The sequence below is a fragment of the Sphingomonas sp. 37zxx genome, assembly GCF_000786205.1.
Classification (GTDB): Bacteria; Pseudomonadota; Alphaproteobacteria; order Sphingomonadales; family Sphingomonadaceae; genus Sphingomonas.
The window spans coordinates 14570-32551 of sequence record NZ_JROH01000003.1 but is presented as its reverse complement, the minus strand read 5'-3'; the positions used below and the strand labels follow the sequence as shown (position 1 = coordinate 32551).

Below are 17982 nucleotides of genomic sequence, written 5' to 3'. Positions count from 1 at the left end.
CGGGTCAGGAGCGGAAGGGAGACGCAGTGTAGCGCATCCGATCGGCGAAGGTGCTTTCAGCCCATTTGCCAATCAAGGTGCTTGCGTGCTGGCTGAGCGTGAGCAGGAAGCGCCTGGCGTCGAGCGGATCGGGGCGACGACATACGAACGCATATTCTTCCAGCCGTGCGATCCAGCGCAATCCGGTCGACGCCGGGACCGCCGATGCGATGCAGGCGTCGCTCACCGAAACCTGCCGCCCTTCGACCGAGGATGCATAGAGATCGAGCAATATGTCCCAGGCAGGATCGGCAAACAGGTTGTCGGGGAATATCTTTTCGCGCTGGCGGCGTGACTTCAGATAGTCGCGCACCATTGCCGCAACCGTGATGGCGACGATGTCCGAGGCAAAGGCTGTTTCGTTTGCCGCAACCAGGCTTTCCGGCTCCACGACGAACGTTTTCATCGGCGGTGCGATTGGCGCGTTCTGGCGCTCATGCACCCCGTTAAAGGCTTCGGTCGACCCGGTCATGCGTATGATTCCCTTCGCGGGTAGCGCGGTGATCCAGGGTGACGCCGACAATCATGGCGATCGACATCGGAATTGCCCAAAACGACGCGGCGGCTAGATAGGCGTCGGCCACGAAGCCCGTGGCAACCGCCGCGCTTAGATGCGAGGTGACCGCGACCAGGTGAAAGCCCGTCATCCACAGTGGCCACCAACGGCGACTTGCCATCGCGAGCATATAGAGGCCGAGCAACAGCGATGTGTCGACCAGAAAGACGTCGAGTTCGAAGCGGCCATAGCGACCGCCGAACATCGCGGCCGGAATGGTCAGCAGCGATGCGAGAATGATCAGGAATGCGGCCCATCGACCGTCTCTCCCCCCAAAGACTGCGGCATACAGACACGACAATGCCGTCAGCAGCCAGAATAGTAGACCGATCATCGCTCCGGCTCGTCGATGCTATCCGCATGCGAGCAAGAGCGACGACCAGGCAACGGCAGTCGCGCCAGCTCAGGCTGCGACAGGCGTGGGTTCATGAGCGGTGACGGGCGTTGCTTCATGGGCGACCCAGCCGGCGGGGCAGCCGTAACTTTCGGGCGCGAAATTGCTCTGGCCCTTGATCACCGTCAACATCTGCACCGCCGATACCAGATCGGCGCGACCCGCCAGAAACTGGTTGAGGCTGGCGTTGACGCTGCGGAACAGCTTTTGGCTTTGCGCCGCGGGCAGGTTGGATCCCTTGGTTGCCTCGATCATCGATGCATACATCCGCACCCCGTTCAGCAGGGCGTCGTCGGCTGCCGAGACGGCATTTTGAGTATCGGCGGCGACGACGCCGCCCGCTCCAGACCGGAATTGTAACATGCAAATCTCTCCCTGAGCCCAGCGAAGGGCGCATGTGAAACCAGTGGGTCAGCATGCTAACCGATGAGCCGAAGAAAGCCGGCGATCGTCAGCGTCAGGGCCAGGACAACTGCCGCGCTCAGCACCGACACCTGCAGGATATGCACGGTCTTATGCTGCCAATTGAGGTCGTTGTCGCTGCCCCCGACCGGAGGAAGCCGCAACCAATACCGCTGGTTGCTGTCTCCGGTCGCCTCATCTTCTGGGCTCGAGGAACAGGGAATGGGAAGGGCCGGCAATGCGGGTCCGGATTTTTGGGAGGCTTCCATTCGCGCAAAGCTGCGCGCCGCATCGCGTCGGTTTCCCGCCCCGAATGCCGATATTGCCTGTTTCAGATAGGTGTCGACGGTGGATGGGGTCAGGCCGGTCTGGCGGGCAATCTCCTTGGTCGACATGCCCTGGCCGACCAGGCGAAGGCAGGTTCGATGGCTCTCGTGCAGCCGTGCGGTAGCATAGGAAAACTGATCGCGGCTCAATGCGGTTGGTGCCGGTGGTCCAATCAAGTCGGCGGGGTCTGAGGCAGTCGATCGCGCCACTAGTGTAGCGACCCTGTTGATGCGCCTGCCATGCCACTACCCCTAATGTTGTCTTCTATCGCGCAACACCGCCCCGCAACCGGCGCCTTCGCCATAGCGATTCGCCGCCAGCACCGATGCCGTCAGATGCTATCAATAGCAGTGTTAGGGCGTCGTTGGATGGGGGGTTAATCGCGCAGGCTGTTTTTGCGTCGGCGATGAGACCATTACGCCACGCCGATGCGGGGATGACGAAAAGAAGGTCAACGGATCAGCGTAAACGGATCAGCGTAAACGCATCACGCTCAAAGGGTAGTTCATCGACGCTGTGGACGGTAAGCGCCAGCGGTGTATCGCGCGTCGGTGCCCAGGCCACGGCAATCGCCAGATCGTCGCTGGGTTCCAGCAGCCGCACCTGCCAGTGCTGCCCATCCAGGCCGGCGGGATGACCAACGCCATACACGCCGGGCGCGGCCTCAATCACTTCGATAGTATCAAATGGCATCGCCAGACCCACCCGGCGGGCCTTTACATAGGCCTCTTTCGCGACCCAGCGCACGAGTAGATATTGCCGCCGCCGCTTGCCGGTCGCCAGACGATGATAGCGTTCCAGTTCGGCGGGTGCGAGGATGACCGGCGCCAGCAGCGGATCGTCGCGGTCGAGCCGATCCTCGAGGTCGATGCCAAGGCCGGGGCCGCAATCATGGCCGATGGCGATGGCGATCCTGTCGCGTCCATGCGCGAACGCGATCGCGATTTCGGGCGGTGCATCGCGCAAGACCGCGCATCCTTTGCAATCCACGCCTATCGTCCAGCCCGCGCTCGCCGGGCCGAAATAGGCGCGCAGCATCCGCGCGAGCCAAGCGCGACTGAGCAATTGTCCATCGCGAGCGTCAGGCGTTCGAAGGGCATTGATCCGCTCGCGGGCGGCGGGGCTGAGTTCGGCGGCTTCCGCGCGGGGGTCTCGGTGCGCGCCCGCACGCGGCACCAGCCACAGCGCAACCGCGCCGCGCGCCATTTGCTCGCCCGGCATCAGACGGGGGCCGCCGCGAAGGCCGGGGCAACGCATTGCCAGCACCAGCCAATCCCGACCGGCTCGCCCTGAACATCGAACGCAGTGGTGCCCAGGCAGGTTTGCCAGCTTCTGTCATGCAGCGCCGCTGCCACTGCATCGGGGTGCGACCCCGCCATCGCGACGGCGCCCGCTAGCACTTCGATCGCCGCGCGGCTGGTTCGGGCATAGGCACTGCCGCGCGCTTCCCCCGCGTCTGCGCCGGCGACGGTGGCCACCTGCGCGCCGATCGCTGCGGCACCGGCGGCATCGCGCAGGCGCGGGGTGCAGCAATCGTCGCTCAACAGCCTTGGCGAGCGCGCATCCAGCAATGGCAACCATGCTGCCGCAAAGGCATGGCGGCCGATGACCGCGACGGATCCGGGCGGCAGGTCGGCAATCTGCGCCACGGCATCGGCATCGGCATCGGCCTCGGTATGGGTATCGGTATCGGTATGGGTATCGGCATCGATCCGATCGGGGGGCATATGCACGGCGCGCAGCAGGCGTTCGATCGCGTTGCCCAGGCTTTGGCCATGCGCACTTCGTTGCACGATCAGCAATGGTCGCCCGCCCGCTTCGACAAGCGTGTCGGCGAATAACTGCGCCTGGAGCTGATCATGCGCGCATAACCGGAAGCAGCGGGGCATCGCGGCGGTCAGCGCGGGGTGGGTCGCGGCAGGTGCCAGCAGCAATGCGCCCGCCGGTGCATAGATCGGCGCAGCGGCAAGCGCCGACCCGCTGTTGAAATGCCCGATGATCAGCCGCACACCCTGGGCCACAAGCGTCTGCGCCGCCAACGCCCCCCCCTGGGCGCTGGCCGAGTCATCGACCCATAGATACCCAAGTTCTGGAGCTTCATCCGCAAGCGCTGCTGCGGCGCGGAGCAGATCGGCACCGTGCGGCCCGGTATCGACTGCCAGACCGATCGTGGTACGCCCTGTCGCCGGCCCCGGCACGCCCGCCAGCAACCTGTGCCATGGTCCTTCGGTCAGCTTCACGCCATCGCCTCGCTATAGCCAGGCATCATACGCCAGATCAGATCGGCGACCAGCGGCGCAAATTTGAAGCCACTCCCGTTGCAGCCCGCAATCACCCAGGCCTTCCCGTTTGTCCCTGCCACCGGCTCGATAATGCGTGCGCCGTTGACGGTGCGGTCGAAGCGGCAGTGCCCCCGGCGCATGAACCGCCATCCGGTCGTGCAAAATGTCTCGTCGATGCGGCGCGAGAGCGCGTTGAGATCGACCGGCCCCTGCGCCGTTGCGAGCCCGCTTGCTGCCAGTTTGAGCATGGTCCCGGCGACAGGCGGGGCCATCCACAGATCGTCCTGGGGGCCGAAATCAATCAGGATCGGAGCGCTTGCCCATGCGCGAGGCGCGGTGAAGTACAGCATCGTTTGTTCGACCACGGCAATGCGCGGCGCAAGCGCAGGCACCGCTTGGCTGCTATCGGCACCGCAAGCGACCACGATCAGATCGGGCTCCAGCCACGCGCCGTCACCCAGCTGCACCCTTCCCTCGCAAACTTCATCTTCCCGGATGCGCCGACCGGGCAGGAATATGCAGCCGAGTTCTGTCGTCAGTCGAAACAGGTCACCCATGATCCGGTCGGCCAGCAGCACCCCGGCGTTCGGCGTCCACAGCATACCGCCGTCAGGATGACTTCGCAGTCCCGGCGCAAGGATCGAAAGCTCGTCCCGCGTGATGCGTTCGCAGGGCCAGCCGGCCGCGCTCAATACCGTAAAATGCGTCGCTATATGGCTGCCGAGCACGCCGCCGCTTTGACGGTAATGGTTGCGGCCGAGCCGCGACCATAGGCTTTCCCAGCCACGCATCGCCGCCTCTAGCGCACCGACATCGGCTTCGTTTGTCGAGCCAAAAGGGTGAATCAGCCGATGCTGGTCCCACGACGCGCCGGCCCGATTTGGCAGGCACCCCGCCTCCGCCAAGGTGACGCACCATCCCGCGCACAAAAAACGCCATGCGACCCACAGGCCGTGGATGCCGGCTCCCACGACAAGAAGCCTTGGTCCGCGCATCGCCTCGTCAGGCCGTCTGAAGCGTGTCGATGTGAACCGGGATGACGGCGGCAATCGCTTCGCCTAGCAGATCGGCTGCTTCGTCAATCTCGGCTGCGGTAATAGTGAGCGGCGGCAACAGCTTTAGCACCTCGCCCTTGGGGCCGCAGGTCTCGACGATCAGTCCAAGCGCATAGGCGGCAGCGGAAACCTGCGCGGCGATCCCCTGGTCGCGCCACGCCAAGCCGCGAATCATACCCCGGCCTCGCAAGACGAAGCCGTCGGGTCCGCCATGATTCGGCATGGCGCGCAGCCGATCGTCGAGCTGGATCGAGCGAGCTGCAATTTGCCGCTCAAGCCGGTCGTCGCTCCAATACAGGTCGATGGCAGCGGTCGCCGCGACGAAGGCCAGGTTGTGTCCGCGAAACGTGCCATTATGCTCGCCTGGGCGCCAGCAGTCATGCTCCGGCGCCATCAGCACCAGCGACATCGGCAGGCCCATGCCGCCTATAGCCTTTGACAGGCAGACAATATCCGGGCGGATTCCGGACCTTTCGAAGCTGAAAAAGGTACCGGTCCGTCCACAACCGGCCTGAATATCGTCGATGATCAGCAGCGCACCGTGGGCGCGGGCAATGTCGGCGATCGAACGGAGCCATTGGTCCGAGGCAGTGTTGATGCCGCCTTCACCCTGAACGACTTCGAGCAGGATCGCAGCTGGCGGATCGATGCCGCTGCCGGGGTCGGCGAGCATCTGCGCGAGATAGGCGGCGGTGTCGGTGCCGGCTCCGAAATAGCCGTCGAACGGCATTCGATCAATGCCGGCAAACCCGATGCCCGCAGCGCGCCGCTTGGCCGAACTGCCTGTCGCCGCCAGCGCACCCAGCGACACGCCGTGATACCCGTTGGTAAACGCGATTGCCGAGGTCCGCCCCGTCGTGCGCCGGGCGATCTTCAGCGCCGCCTCGATCGCATTGGCGCCAGTCGGGCCTGTGAACTGGATTTTATAGTATAGCTGGCGCGGTGCGAGGATACAGCGCTCGAACGCTTCGAGAAAGCGGCGCTTTGCGACGGTATGCAGGTCAAGCGCGTGGACGATCCCGCCATCCGCCAAGTAAGCGGAAACCGCCGCGACAACCCCGGGCGGATTATGCCCATAGTTCATCACGCCCGCGCCGCCGAGCAGATCGAGGAAACGCCGCCCCTCCTCGTCGAAGAGCTGCGCGCCCTGCGCGCGGGCGAATACGGCGGGAAACTCGCGGCAATAAACGCGAACTTCCGATTCGAGACGGTCGAACACTGCGGTTCGGGATGCCGTTACGTGCCGGCTCACGACCGGTTGTCCTTGCTGAGGATCATGTCCGCGGCGCGCTGGCCGATCATTGCGCAGGCGGCGTTGGTGTTCCCGCTGATAACGTCGGGCATGATCGAAGCGTCGGCAACGCGCAGGCCTTCGACGCCATAGACCTTGAGTTCAGGATCGACCACAGCATCGGCCCCGAGCCCCATCTTGCAGGAACCGGCAAGGTGATAGATCGTCCGCACATTCTTTCGGACATAATCAGCCATTTCCCGTGGCGTTCGGGCTGAACCGAAATCGTGGAGCGGAGCACCTGCGACCTTGCTGAACGCGCGCTGGCGGACCAACTCGCGAGACAGCTCCATGCCCTTGATCATCACGTCGATATCGGCCTGAGTCTGCATGTAATTGGGATCGATCAGCGGCATGGCGGTGTAGTCCGCTGACTTGAGCCGAATGCGGCCGCGGCTGCTCGGTCGGACGACCGTCGGGGAGAAGGAGAAGGAATTGGGGTCGTCGTCATCGCCCTGCCAGAAATGAAACTGAAGGTCGGGGGCCGCCGATGGCGCGCGGCTTTGCGTCTTGACGAACAGCCCAGCCTGAACGCCGCTGGCCCAGAGCGGCGGCAAGGTGGGGATGGCACGATAGGCGACGGGCAGTACCGGATGGTCCTGTAAATTGTCGCCGACGCCGGGCAAATCTACGACCACAGGAATGCCGAGCGCGCGCAGCGCATCGGCCGGGCCGATCCCCGATCGCATCAAGATTGCGGGCGATGTTACCGCGCCGGTGCACAGGATGATCTCACGGGTCGCGCGCGCCTGTAGCGTCCGGTCGTTCAGCAGATAGGTCACGCCGGTCGCGCGGCCATTTTCGACGATCAGCCGCTGTACCTGCGCGTTGTGCCGGACGCTGAGATTCGGGCGGCCCATCGCGGGGTGGAGATAGGCTTTGGATAAACTGCAGCGTTCCAGTCGCGGCTCACCGCCGCGCTGCTCGGTGCGGACGGTGAACTGGTAAAAGCCCGCGCCGTCTTCCTGGACTGGGCCGTTGAAGTTCCAGTCCGGCCCCTTGAAGCCATATTGCACCGCCGCCTGGACGAATGCCTCGCCGGGCAGAGACTTGGTCGGATAATTCTGGACGGTCAGTGGCCCGCTGTTGCCGGTGAGAGGGCCGCGAATATCGCGATTTCCTTCGGCGGCGATGAACAGCGGCAGCACATCGTCATACGCCCAGCCGCGATTCCCCTGATAAGCCCAGTTGTCGTAATCTGCGCGGTTGCCGCGGATATAGATCATCGCATTGATTGAACTGCATCCACCATATACCCTGCCGCGCGGCGCGGGGATGATACGGTCGTCGATATTCGGCTGGGGGGTCGTCTGGTAATTCCAGTCGTAGATCGGCGACCCCTTGGCCTTATAATAATTATCGGGATTCTGAATGATCGGCGTGTAATCGGTCGGGCCGGCCTCAAGCGCGAGTATCCGCAGGTCGGACCGGGCGCTCAATTGGTTGGCGACCACGCATCCTGCCGAACCGAGTCCGATGACGATGTAGTCGAAATCATCGTCCTGTGCGCCGACCGCCGCGTAGACCGACGTCGTGCCTGCCGCCGTTATTGTCGAGCCTAATGCACCTAGGAATCCGCGCCGATTGAGCGCTCCCATCTTGAGGTCAGTCATTGCTTCGCTCCTGCCTCCGACACGGTAATTCGCGTCAGATCTTGCGCCCCGCCCACGCCACGCCGTCCGCGCCGCCCCACCACAGGAACAGCACGACGAGCGGCGCATCACCTTCGTCGTTGGTCACCACATGCTCGCATTCGGGCTCGAAATAGATGAGGTCGCCCTGGGCGATCGCGCGCTCGTTCGCATTGAGGCGCAACCGACCGCTGCCCGTGAGCACCAGCGCCATCTCCTCTTCGTCGTGCGGATACAGTTCGCTGGAGGCACCCGGCGCAATGGTGGCGACAGCCCCGCCCCAGGGGGTGCGTACGCCGCCTTTCCAGGGCAAAAGCCGCTGGAACAAGGTGCCATATTCGACGCGAGGCTCGTCATCGGCGGCCCATCGTGCAGGAATATCGTCGAACAGCCAGCGTCGGCCCAGCGCGGCACGAATCGTGGCATCGACCTGTGCGACCGTATAGAAGGCGGTCAGCCCATAACGGATCCGCGCCATATAGGCGTCGGTCGGCGCAGCGAAGCCGCTGATCGTACGCGGCAGCAGCGCTTCGACCTCGACCGGATCATCGCTGATCTGCGCATGCAGCGGCATAAGGGCATAGTCGGGATCGGCTACCGCCAGCTTTTCGCGTTGCTCGGACGTGATGCGGTAAGCGACGCCGATGGCTTCCATCCCCGGTGCCGGCACGATCGCCGAAGTGCCGCCGCCGAAGGATTCGCGGTAATTGACGAAGGCCAGCCGGTAATTGGCAACACTGGCCGCGACAAACGCCTGCGGCGTGCCGAAATCCTCGGCGAAATGATCAGGATCAGTGCTCGATCCATAGGTGAACAGCCAGGATGACATACAAGTGCCTCCGATCAGCGATGGTGGGCGGCGAGGAAGGATTCGAGGATTGTCTGCGCCTTGAGTGCGGTCATACTGAGCGACGAAGCATCGCTGGCACCGTGGGTGCGCTCGGTGACGCCGTTCAGGTACAGCTCCGGTCCGAAATCGGGCGTAGTCCGCACGCGATAATCGAGCGCGACTTCCGGCCCGCCGCTCGGGTCAGTGACGATCCATTGGCGAAGCGGCTCAAGCAGCGGGGGGAAGGCGGGCTCGTAATAGCCGGTTCCCAGCACCACGATGTCGGCGTTCACCGTCCGCTCGGTCTCACAAAGCCCATCGCGGAAGTGGATGCGGAAACCCTCTCCATCGCTGTCAATTCTGGTGGCGGTGTGGCGTGCGATCACCTCGGCGCGTGTCGTGCCCAGGACGCGATCTTCGTACATTCGCCAGTAAAGGCCCTGGCTGATGTCGACATCCACCGCCGAGAAGTTGGTGAGGTGATACTCCTGTGTGGCCCTTTGGCGCTTCTCGGGCGACAGGGCGTGGAAATAGGGCACTTGCTCGGGGAAAAAGACCTCGTTGCTGAAATGGCCGATGTCGACGAGCCGAAAGGGCAGCCCGCGGTGCACCGAGGTAAGCCTCGCATTGGGAAAATGGTCATAAAGCCACAGGAGCATCTCGCCCGCGCTTTGGCCGGAGCCAAGCACACAGATGTTCAGCGGTGCCGCAGGATCAAAGCTGGCGATCCGGTCGAGAAATTCGGCGCTGTGGAACATGCGCGGACCGAGATGCGGACGGAACAGCTCGGGCACGCTGGGAAGCTGACCGGTGCTGACGACCAGGTTGCGGGCCGTGATCCGGCTGCCGTCGCCGAGCTCTAGCTTGAGCAGCTTCGGCGCGCCGCTGCGTATTGCCACAGGGGCGATAGATCGCACTGCCAATCCATACCGTACCATCGGTTGGAGCTGGCGCGCGGCCCAGATGACATAATCATTCCATTCGACCCGGCTCACCCGCCCGCCAAGGTGGCCGAACTGAAACAGTCGGCCGCTCTCCTTCAGGTAACAGGCGAAGGTGAAGCGACTGCGCGGATCGCGCGGTGTTGCGAAATCACGCAGAAAATGGTGGTTGAGATCGGCGCCGCGGATCAGCAGTCCGGGCTGCCACGCGGGGCCTGGGCGGCGCTCGACGAACTGTATGGTCGGCACGACCGTCCCCTTGGGCTGGGCGTCGCGCCAGTCACTAAAGGCTGCGGCCAGCCCGATGCCGGCGGGGCCAAAGCCGATACAGGCGAGATCGACCGTCGCGGCATCATCGGCGGCTGGGCTATCGGTGTATTCGGCGGGCGCAAGTGCAGCTTCGGTATACATGGGGTAAGGCTCCAATGTTGGATACGGCCATCAAGATCGCCGCGGTCGCCGCAGAACCGCGCTGAGATCGTCCGCGGCGACGGGCGCTTGCGCTATGGCTTGGGCCATCGCGCCCAACCGGGGCGTTTCGAACACGGCGCGAATGGGTAACAGACGTCCCAGCCGCGCGCGAACCTGGGCGACGAGCCGGGCGGCGAGCAGCGAATGGCCGCCCAGATCGAAGAAATCGTCGTCAACGCCCTCGACATCGGCACCGAGCAGCAAACTCCAGATCGCGGCCAGCCCGGTCTCGGTCGGGCCTTTGGGCCGCCGGCTGGCATCGCGCGAGTGGCGGGCGGGGGCGGGGAGTAGCTGGAAGTCGATCTTGTCGTTGGCGGCGAGTGGCAGCGCCGCCAACATCATGACGGCGGCGGGGATCATGTGGCGCGGCAGGTGTTGCGCGGCATGGTCGAGCATCGCCGCTTCATCCAGCGCAGCCGTGCGGGCAACGACATAGGCGACGATGCGCTGCTCGCCCGGTGTGTCCTCGCGCACGACGACCAGCGCGTCGCGCACTTCCGGATGCAGCCGCAGCACATGCCCGATTTCGCCTAGTTCGATTCGAAAACCGCGGATCTTGAACTGCCGATCGCGCCGGCCGATGAACTCGATATTGCCGTCGGGGTGGAAGCGGCCGATGTCGCCGGTGCGGTACATCCGAGCATCTGGCCCGTCGGTAAACGGATCCGCCACGAACCGGGCCGCCGTGATCTCAGGACTGTTGCGATAGCCGCGCGCCACCGACGCGCCGCCGATGTGAATTTCCCCGGGCACGCCGACTGGGACCGGCTGTAGCGCAGGATCGAGCACGTAAAGCCGCACCCCCGGCATCGGCCGGCCGATCGGAATCACTGCGGGCTGCTCACCAGGCAGGCATTCGTACCAGCTGTTATGAACGGTCGTCTCCGTCGGCCCGTACAGGTTGTGCAGGCGCGCGCCGAGCCGTTCAAAGAAGCGCAGCGGCACGTCGCGCGCCATCGCCTCCGCGCCGCACAGCATCCATCGCACCGATGAGTCGAGCAACCCGATCCGCGGATGATCGAGCAGAACCTGCAGCGCGGACGGCAGGAAGCAGACGATGGTGACGCCTTCGGTGATGATCCGGTCGATCATATAGTCCAGATCGCGCTGCCCATCAGGGCGCACCATCACCGTGCTGCCGCCGGTCGCCAGCGGCAGGAAGAATTCCCAGACCGACACGTCGAAGTTGAACGGATGCTTTTGGAGAAAGCGGTCGGCTGAAGTCACCGCATATTGCTCTCGCATGCCCCAAAGATGATGGATGGCGCTGCGGTGCTCGACTTCGACGCCCTTTGGCGGGCCGGTGGTGCCTGAGGTGAAGATCACATAGGCAAGGTTGCGCGCCGAAACCGCCGCCCCCGGATTGCCAGGATCTTCCCCGGTCGCCGTATGCGCGTCGTCGATCGGGATCAGCGGGACGCCGGGATCGCTGATCAAGCCGGCATGGCGACTGAGCGTCAACACCGCCTTGGGCGCGACGCTTTCGATCAGATATTCGATCCGCTTGATCGGCAGAGTCGGATCAATCGGCACATAGGCCGCCCCGGCCTTGAGCACGCCCAGCAGCGCAACGATCATCTCGATACTTTGCTCGCAGACCACAGGCACACAGGTTTCAGGCCCCGCGCCGAGGGCGATCAGGCGGTGCGCGATTAGGTTGGCCGCATGGTTCAGCGCCCCATAGGTTAGTGTCAGATCCTCGAAGATCACTGCGACCGCATCGGGATCGCGCTCGACCTGCGCCTCGAACAGCCCGTGGATCGTCGCAGTATCAGGGTAATCGAGCGGCACGGCATTCCATTCGTGCAGCATCCGCCGCTGCGCCGCCGTGTCGAGCATGGCCAACTCGCCCAGTTGCGTATCCGGTCGTGCCGCCGCGTCGGTCAGCAACGCGCGATAGGCGTTTGCCAGTGCCGCGACGGTTGCCTCGTCAAACAGATCGCGGCGATATTCGAATGCGGCGCTGATGCCCGAGGCATTTTCCCACAATGCCACCGATAGCTCGAACTTTGCGTTGAGCGCGGGGCCAGCCCCATCATCAGGTTGATCTTCGACAACGGTTGCCCCGGGCGTGCCCGGGGCGTTCTGCAGGACCAGCATCGTCTGAAACAGCGGATTATGCGTACGGCTGCGCGGCGGCTTGACCGCTTCGATCACCACTTCGAGCGGAATTTCCTGATGCGCGAACGCATCGAGCACTGCGGTCCGCGTCGCTTTCACAAATTCGCGAAAGGTCTGGGTGCGCAGGGGCTTGCCGCGTACGAGCACGTTGTTCAGGAAGCAGCCGAAGATGTCGTCGAACTCAATGCGCGGTCGGCTGCCCACCGGCGTTGCGACAATGATGTCGCCCTGACCGCCAAGCCGCGACAGCAGCGCCTGATAGCCCGCCATCAGCACCATGTAGAGCGTCGCATTCTCTGTGCGGGCGATCTGATTGAGCGCATCGCGCAACGCGTTCGGGAAATGCACTACCCATGTGCCGCCAGCCGGGTCGGGCTGCGGCGTGCGCTGCCGGTCGAAGGGCAGGTCGAGCACCGGCGGCGCATCGGCGAGGGTGCGCACCCAATATTCAAGCTGTTCGGCGTAGGCACCGCGCTCAATCTGCTCACGCTGCCAGGCCGAGAAATGAACATATTGATATTCGAGGGGCGGAAGTTCGGGCGCGCGATCGGCAAGATGCGCAAGACAGAATTCGGTCAGGTCGCGCGCAAACAGATGCATCGACCAGCCATCGGCATTGACATGGTGGAGCATGATCAACGCCAGCGCGCCAGCGTCGCCAAGGCTGACATGGTGACAGCGCAACGGCGGTGCAGCGGCCAGGTCGAACGTGATCGCCGTCTCACCCGCGATTAGATCGGCCAGCGATGCGTCCCGCGCCTCGGGGGAAAGCCCGGCGAAATCATGGGTGGTAACGTCCGGCGCATAAGGGGCCGGCACGCATTGCCAGGGAACGCCGTCGCGATCCTCGAACAGCGTACGCAGGCTGTCATGCCGCTCGACCATGTCGGCCATGGCGGCGGCGAGTGTCGCCGCGTTTGTGCCGGCCGGCAGCGAGATGGGAACTGCCAGGTTGTAGCCGCTGTCGCTCGGATCGAGCTGCTGCAACAGCCAGAGACGCTCCTGCGCAAAGGAGGCGCGCTCTTCATCGACATAGAGCCGATCTGCGACCATCGCCATTATGCTTGCCTCCGATTGGCGCGGGGTGCGGGCTTGGTATCCTTTGCGAGTTGCTCAGCTTGTTCCGGGGCGGCTACCGGCTCAGGCTCAGGCTCAGGCTCAGGCTCAGGCTCAGGCTCAGGCTCAGGCTCAGCGTTGGCGTCCGGCGGTGCGGTTTCGAAATAGCCGGTGGCCGAAAGCGAAATCGGGGTGCCTGCGATCGGCATCGCTGGCAGCAGTTCCCAGCGTGCGTCCGCCACCGCATCCGCCTCGCCCAGATCGCGCCACAGCCGCTCGGCGAACGCAGGCAGAATCGGCGCGGCGGCCAGCGCGAGGGCGCGCGCAAAGGCCAATTCGACCGCCAGCGCTCCAGCGGCTTCTATCGCGGAATCGGGCTTGCCATCGAAGATTGCGTGCTCGGCGCGAAAGCGGCGCACCAGGCGCACGATTTCGCCCAGCAGATGCGCGGCGCGGCTCGGCGAGAAGCCTTGGACTGAATAGCAGCCAGACAGATCACCGCACAGACCGGCGAGCCGCCCCAGCGCAATCGGCGCACTTTGCGGCATCGGCGCGGTGGGAACCTTCCCGCCCGCCGCCGAACAGCGTTGTGCAAGGTCGCCTAGCCATCCGTCCCAGACGCCGATCAACTCGTCCCTGCGCGTCGCCTCGAACTCTTCGAGCGTGAAATTGGTCTGCGCGATCTCGGGCGAAACCCGCGCCAGATGAAAGCGGAGCGAATCGGCATCATGATCGCGCAGGAAATCGCCGGCCCACAAGGCATGGCCGCGGCTGGTGGAGAACTTGCTGCCGTCGAGCCGGAAGAATTCGTTGGTGATGAACCCCATCGGCGGGCGCAGGCCGGGATCAAAGGCCTGAAAGATCGCCGGAAACAGCACGACATGGAAATAGATCGAATCGAACCCGAAGCACTGGATGACGGTATCAAACCCCGCCCATGGCCGGCGCCAGCCGCCCGAACTATCCAACGCCTCGGGCAACAGGTCGGTGAGTGCCAGATAATGCGGGCCCAGTTCAAACCACGCGGAAATCCGTTGGTCGTCATAACCGCTTTCGGGCACGGGAATGCCCCAGTCGGCCGGCTGGGTGGCGGGAACGTCAGCCAGCGGCCCAGCGAGCAATTCAGTTACCAGCGCGCGTGCCCGCGGGCTCAATGAAGCGCATGCTAAGGTGAATTCGGCGGCACTGCGATAGCGCTCAAGCGGGAACCATAGTTGGCGTAGCGGACGGCGCTCAGGTGTTCCCGAACAGGTGACACAAACCGGGTCACCAAGGTCGGTGCCAGCATTGGGCTTACCGCATGCCTCGCAAATCCCACCGTCGCTGTTGGCCCCGCAATGGGCGCAATTGCCCCGAATATGAGCCTCGAACGCAAATCGATCGCAGGACACGCAAAAAAGCTGATCAATAGTCCGCTCTTCGAGCGCGCCGCGATCGAGGAGGGTACGAAAAACCCGTCCGATAAAGCCTTTGTAGCGCTGCGATTGCGATGGTGAGGCAAATAAATCCAGCGCGATGCCCGCGCTGCGAAGCGAGTTGCGGATACGTTGCCCGTTTTCCGCTGCTACCGTAGCTGGGTCGCTGCCTTGTTGCTGAGCGATGCGAGCAACATAGCTTTGATGGTCATCACTGGCAGAGATATAGCGGACTTGTGCTCCCCGCATCCGCAAATGCCGTGCGACAATATCAGCTGAAAGATATGGACCAGAAAGATGGCCTAGATGAAGGTCGCCATTGGGAGTTGGAGGTCCGGCAGTGACGATGTAATTCATCATATCCCCCTCTATTATTATCCTGTAATTCGTAAAGCCAGCAAAGCCCAATAAACCCATTCAAAGTATAATCCGTGAAACGGAATTAGTGACTATTGCCATTGCAAATACATTATAAACAAGATGCATGATACGGAGCTGCATCATGTTGGCAGAGTGAAAAAAACAAGGAATACTATTTCAACGAAAATGCGAAAGCGCTATTCTCCGAAATTGCAACGTTAATTCAATTGGGAGAATCCAACAGCTATAATTGTCTATGTTAAATTCTGTTCTTATAGATTGAACGTGTCGAATGTCAGTGCCAATAGATCATACCATGCCATCAACTGATATTCACTATTCTGGTAATATCATGCCCAAGACAATCAAGTTAATATCTATAAATCGAGACTGCACAATCTAATATGCGAAAAGGCTATCCCCATCCAGTCCAGCTTGAAATATAAAAGAACCAGAACGGATTAGTAATTCCATGACAAAAATTGGAGAAAATACAGTATAGATGCCATTCAGGTGTATGGTTAAATTCCCACTAAGGGGGGTGTGTAGATAAGACCATGACTCTTTCTAGATCGAACGATGAGCTGCGGATCCATTTCAGCGATAATGTGATCATGATATGGATTTGGCCCGGGACTCGAGCGATTTGACATGGTCGTCTACAACGCAGTCCACACAGGCGCGCCGGCCAAGCGACAGCGAGGCCAGCGCTATACATCGGCATCATCGAGCGGTGGCCGCACCCGATCCGACGCGGCATTAGCGCCTGAAACGAGGCTAATCGGTATCGTTGCCAGGCGGGCGGAAATGCCGCTGCTGCAGCAGGGTTACTTGTGTGGAGCGGGTGAAGGGAATCGAACCCTCGTCGTAAGCTTGGGAAGCTTCTGCTCTGCCATTGAGCTACACCCGCAAGGCGCTGAAAACCTGTCGTTTTCTGCCTGGAACTACGCCGTTTTTCCCCACGTTATCCGTTGGAAACAGCCTGTTCGTGGCCGAGCGTTACTGTAGTCGGCTAGCAGGATCAAGCCGATCATCACAATCATCGCGCTCGGGTTCGCCTGCCGGTTCCGTTCGAACCATAATGGCGGCGAACAGAGATGATTCCAGGTGTCGCACCAGCCAGTCTTTGAGGTGGGGCAGGGGCTGGGCTTCGAACCAGGGCCGGTCGACGGCGGCGAACTGGCGGACGAACGGCAGGATCGCGGCGTCGGTCAGCCCGCGGGTCGATCCGCCCAACTCGCCGCCGGCGATCAGGCGGCGATCGAGGTCGTCGAGGAAGTGCAGGCCGCTTTCCCGGTGGGCGATCGCGTTCGAGCCGTGGCGCTCGGGGTATTTGTACCGGTCTAGATCGTGTTTGAACCCGCCATCATTCGCGGCGATCAAGCCCGGGTCGTCGCGCGCTAGCCAGGCTTCGGGGTCGCGCTGCGCGAGCGCCCAGCGCATGATGTCGATGCTTTGGTCGATCACCGTGCCGCCGGGCAGCACCAGCACCGGCACCGTTCCCTTGGGCGAGGCGGCCAGCATCGCCTCTGGCTTTTGCGACAGCTTCACCTCGCACCGCGCGTGCGGGACTGCGCTCACCGCCAATGCCAGCCGCGCGCGCATCGCATAGGGGCAGCGGCGAAAGCTGTAGAGGATGGGGAGGGGCGCTGCGGTCATGCGATTTGCCGTATCCGCCGCCCGGCCATCGCGGCAAGTCGCGATGATTGCAGTGCGGCGGCGCGGGCGGTAGCGTTGCGGTACAAGGTTTCCTGCAATGACGAGGACTTCCCATCGCGATGAAGCTAGCCGACCTGGCCGTGCTGGCCGGCGTTTCGACCTCCACGGTGTCGCGTGCGCTGACCGGGCATTCGTCGGTGAACGTGCAGACGCGCGAGCGCATCCAGGCGCTGGCGCGCGAACATGATGTTCGGCCCAACCAGCTTGCCCGCAACCTGCGGCTGCAAAGCACCGGCGCGATCGGGCTGGTGCTGCCGCTGGGCCATGCGCGCACGCAGCATCTGACCGATCCGTTTTTCCTGAGCTTGCTGGGTTTCCTCGCCGATCTGCTGGTTGAGCGCGGCTATGATATTTTGTTGTCGCGGGTCATCCCCGATAGCGACGACTGGCTCGACCGGCTGGTCGATAGCGGGCGGATCGACGGCCTGTTGCTGGTCGGCCAATCGGACCAGACCGCGACGATCGAGCGAGTCGCTGCGCGGTACCGCCCGCTGGTGGTGTGGGGGGCAAACCGGGCGGGCCAGCAGCATCTGACGATCGGGTCGGACAATATCGAGGGCGGCCGATTGGCGGCGCGGCATTTCATCGATCAGGGCAGGCGGCGGCTGATGTTCGTCGGCGATCCGCTGCCGCCCGAATTCGCCGATCGCTGGGCGGGCTTCGCTGCCGCCGCCGCGCAGGCCGAGGGGGTGTCGTGCGAATTGCTCGCCAGCGCGATGATGCCCGAGGCGGTACATGCGGCGGTCGCGGCCCGGCTGGGCCAGGGCGGCGCGCCCGACGCGATTTTCGCCGCATCGGATGTCGCGGCGATCAGCGTGCTGCGCGCCTTGTCCGAAGCGGGGCTGGACGTACCGGGAAGCACCGCGGTGATCGGGTATGACGATGTGACGATCGCCGCCCAAATCTCGCCGCCGCTCACCACCATCCGGCAGGATCTGGCAACCGGCGCGGGGCTGATGGTCGATCGGCTGATGCAGCGTATCGCCGGCGAGGATGCCCGATCGGCGATCGTTCCCCCCAGCTTGATCCGCCGCCAATCGGCTTAAAGGTCGCGGGTTCAAAGGCTTCGCAATCGATTGCGAAAAAGTGTTGC

15 protein-coding genes and 1 tRNA gene are annotated in these 17982 nt (G+C 63.2%); 1 reads left to right on the top strand and 15 read right to left on the bottom strand.

All coding sequences use genetic code 11. The features are described 5' to 3' along the window. Positions 1-4: 4 nt before the first annotated feature. The 15 genes from QU44_RS17310 to QU44_RS01455 all read right to left on the bottom strand — a co-directional run bounded on the left by QU44_RS17310 (position 5) and on the right by QU44_RS01455 (position 16829). Positions 5-511, bottom strand: coding sequence for a MarR family transcriptional regulator (locus QU44_RS17310; RefSeq protein ID WP_052134227.1), 507 nt, complete (start codon positions 509-511; stop codon positions 5-7). Continuing rightward, positions 486-929, bottom strand: coding sequence for a hypothetical protein (locus QU44_RS01520; protein WP_033919675.1), 444 nt, complete (start codon positions 927-929; stop codon positions 486-488). The genes QU44_RS17310 and QU44_RS01520 overlap by 26 nt, the downstream gene beginning before the upstream one ends. A gap of 69 nt (positions 930-998) precedes the next feature. Beyond that, positions 999-1352, bottom strand: coding sequence for a hypothetical protein (locus QU44_RS01515; RefSeq protein ID WP_033919674.1), 354 nt, complete (start codon positions 1350-1352; stop codon positions 999-1001). A 56-nt stretch (positions 1353-1408) separates the two neighbouring features. After that, positions 1409-1867, bottom strand: a complete 459-nt coding sequence (locus QU44_RS17305; RefSeq protein ID WP_052134226.1) for a helix-turn-helix domain-containing protein — start codon at positions 1865-1867, stop codon at positions 1409-1411. A 310-nt stretch (positions 1868-2177) separates the two neighbouring features. Beyond that, positions 2178-2975, bottom strand: a complete 798-nt coding sequence (locus QU44_RS01505; protein WP_033919673.1) for a 4'-phosphopantetheinyl transferase family protein — start codon at positions 2973-2975, stop codon at positions 2178-2180. Beyond that, positions 2939-3958 carry an ABC transporter substrate-binding protein gene (locus tag QU44_RS01500; RefSeq protein WP_033919672.1) on the bottom strand — a complete coding sequence of 340 codons (1020 nt, stop codon included), beginning with the start codon at positions 3956-3958 and terminating at the stop codon, positions 2939-2941. The genes QU44_RS01505 and QU44_RS01500 overlap by 37 nt, the downstream gene beginning before the upstream one ends. Further along, on the bottom strand, positions 3955-4995 hold the full coding sequence (locus QU44_RS01495; RefSeq protein ID WP_081987800.1) for an NAD(P)/FAD-dependent oxidoreductase: 1041 nt from the start codon (positions 4993-4995) through the stop codon (positions 3955-3957). The genes QU44_RS01500 and QU44_RS01495 overlap by 4 nt, the downstream gene beginning before the upstream one ends. A 7-nt stretch (positions 4996-5002) precedes the next feature. Beyond that, on the bottom strand, positions 5003-6307 hold the full coding sequence (gene ectB / locus QU44_RS01490) for a diaminobutyrate--2-oxoglutarate transaminase (protein ID WP_033919670.1): 1305 nt from the start codon (positions 6305-6307) through the stop codon (positions 5003-5005). Then, positions 6304-7959: a GMC family oxidoreductase gene (locus tag QU44_RS01485; protein ID WP_197054216.1), complete on the bottom strand. Its 1656-nt coding sequence runs from the start codon at positions 7957-7959 to the stop codon at positions 6304-6306. The genes ectB and QU44_RS01485 overlap by 4 nt, the downstream gene beginning before the upstream one ends. Positions 7960-7993: 34 nt before the next feature. Continuing rightward, a complete protein-coding gene (locus QU44_RS17300; RefSeq protein ID WP_052134225.1) occupies positions 7994-8806 on the bottom strand; it encodes a cupin domain-containing protein in 813 nt (270 codons plus the stop codon). Positions 8807-8820: 14 nt separating this feature from the next. Then, positions 8821-10158 (bottom strand): SidA/IucD/PvdA family monooxygenase, encoded by a 1338-nt coding sequence (locus tag QU44_RS01475; RefSeq protein WP_052134224.1) that lies wholly within the window; start codon positions 10156-10158, stop codon positions 8821-8823. Between the two features lie 30 nt (positions 10159-10188). Next, the gene (locus QU44_RS01470; RefSeq protein ID WP_052134223.1) at positions 10189-13398 is read right to left on the bottom strand and encodes a non-ribosomal peptide synthetase; all 3210 of its coding nucleotides are present in this window, start codon (positions 13396-13398) and stop codon (positions 10189-10191) included. Next, positions 13398-15167: a class I tRNA ligase family protein gene (locus tag QU44_RS17645; RefSeq protein ID WP_197054215.1), complete on the bottom strand. Its 1770-nt coding sequence runs from the start codon at positions 15165-15167 to the stop codon at positions 13398-13400. Before QU44_RS17645 ends, QU44_RS01470 begins: the two co-directional genes overlap by 1 nt. Before the next feature lie 839 nt (positions 15168-16006). After that, positions 16007-16080 (bottom strand) — tRNA-Gly (locus tag QU44_RS01460). 89 nt (positions 16081-16169) lie between these two features. Continuing rightward, positions 16170-16829, bottom strand: a complete 660-nt coding sequence (locus tag QU44_RS01455; RefSeq protein ID WP_052134221.1) for a glutathione S-transferase — start codon at positions 16827-16829, stop codon at positions 16170-16172. A gap of 119 nt (positions 16830-16948) precedes the next feature. On the opposite strand from QU44_RS01455, the gene QU44_RS01450 reads away from it, so the two are divergent. Continuing rightward, on the top strand, positions 16949-17935 hold the full coding sequence (locus QU44_RS01450) for a LacI family DNA-binding transcriptional regulator (RefSeq protein WP_033919669.1): 987 nt from the start codon (positions 16949-16951) through the stop codon (positions 17933-17935). Positions 17936-17982 lie beyond the last annotated feature (47 nt).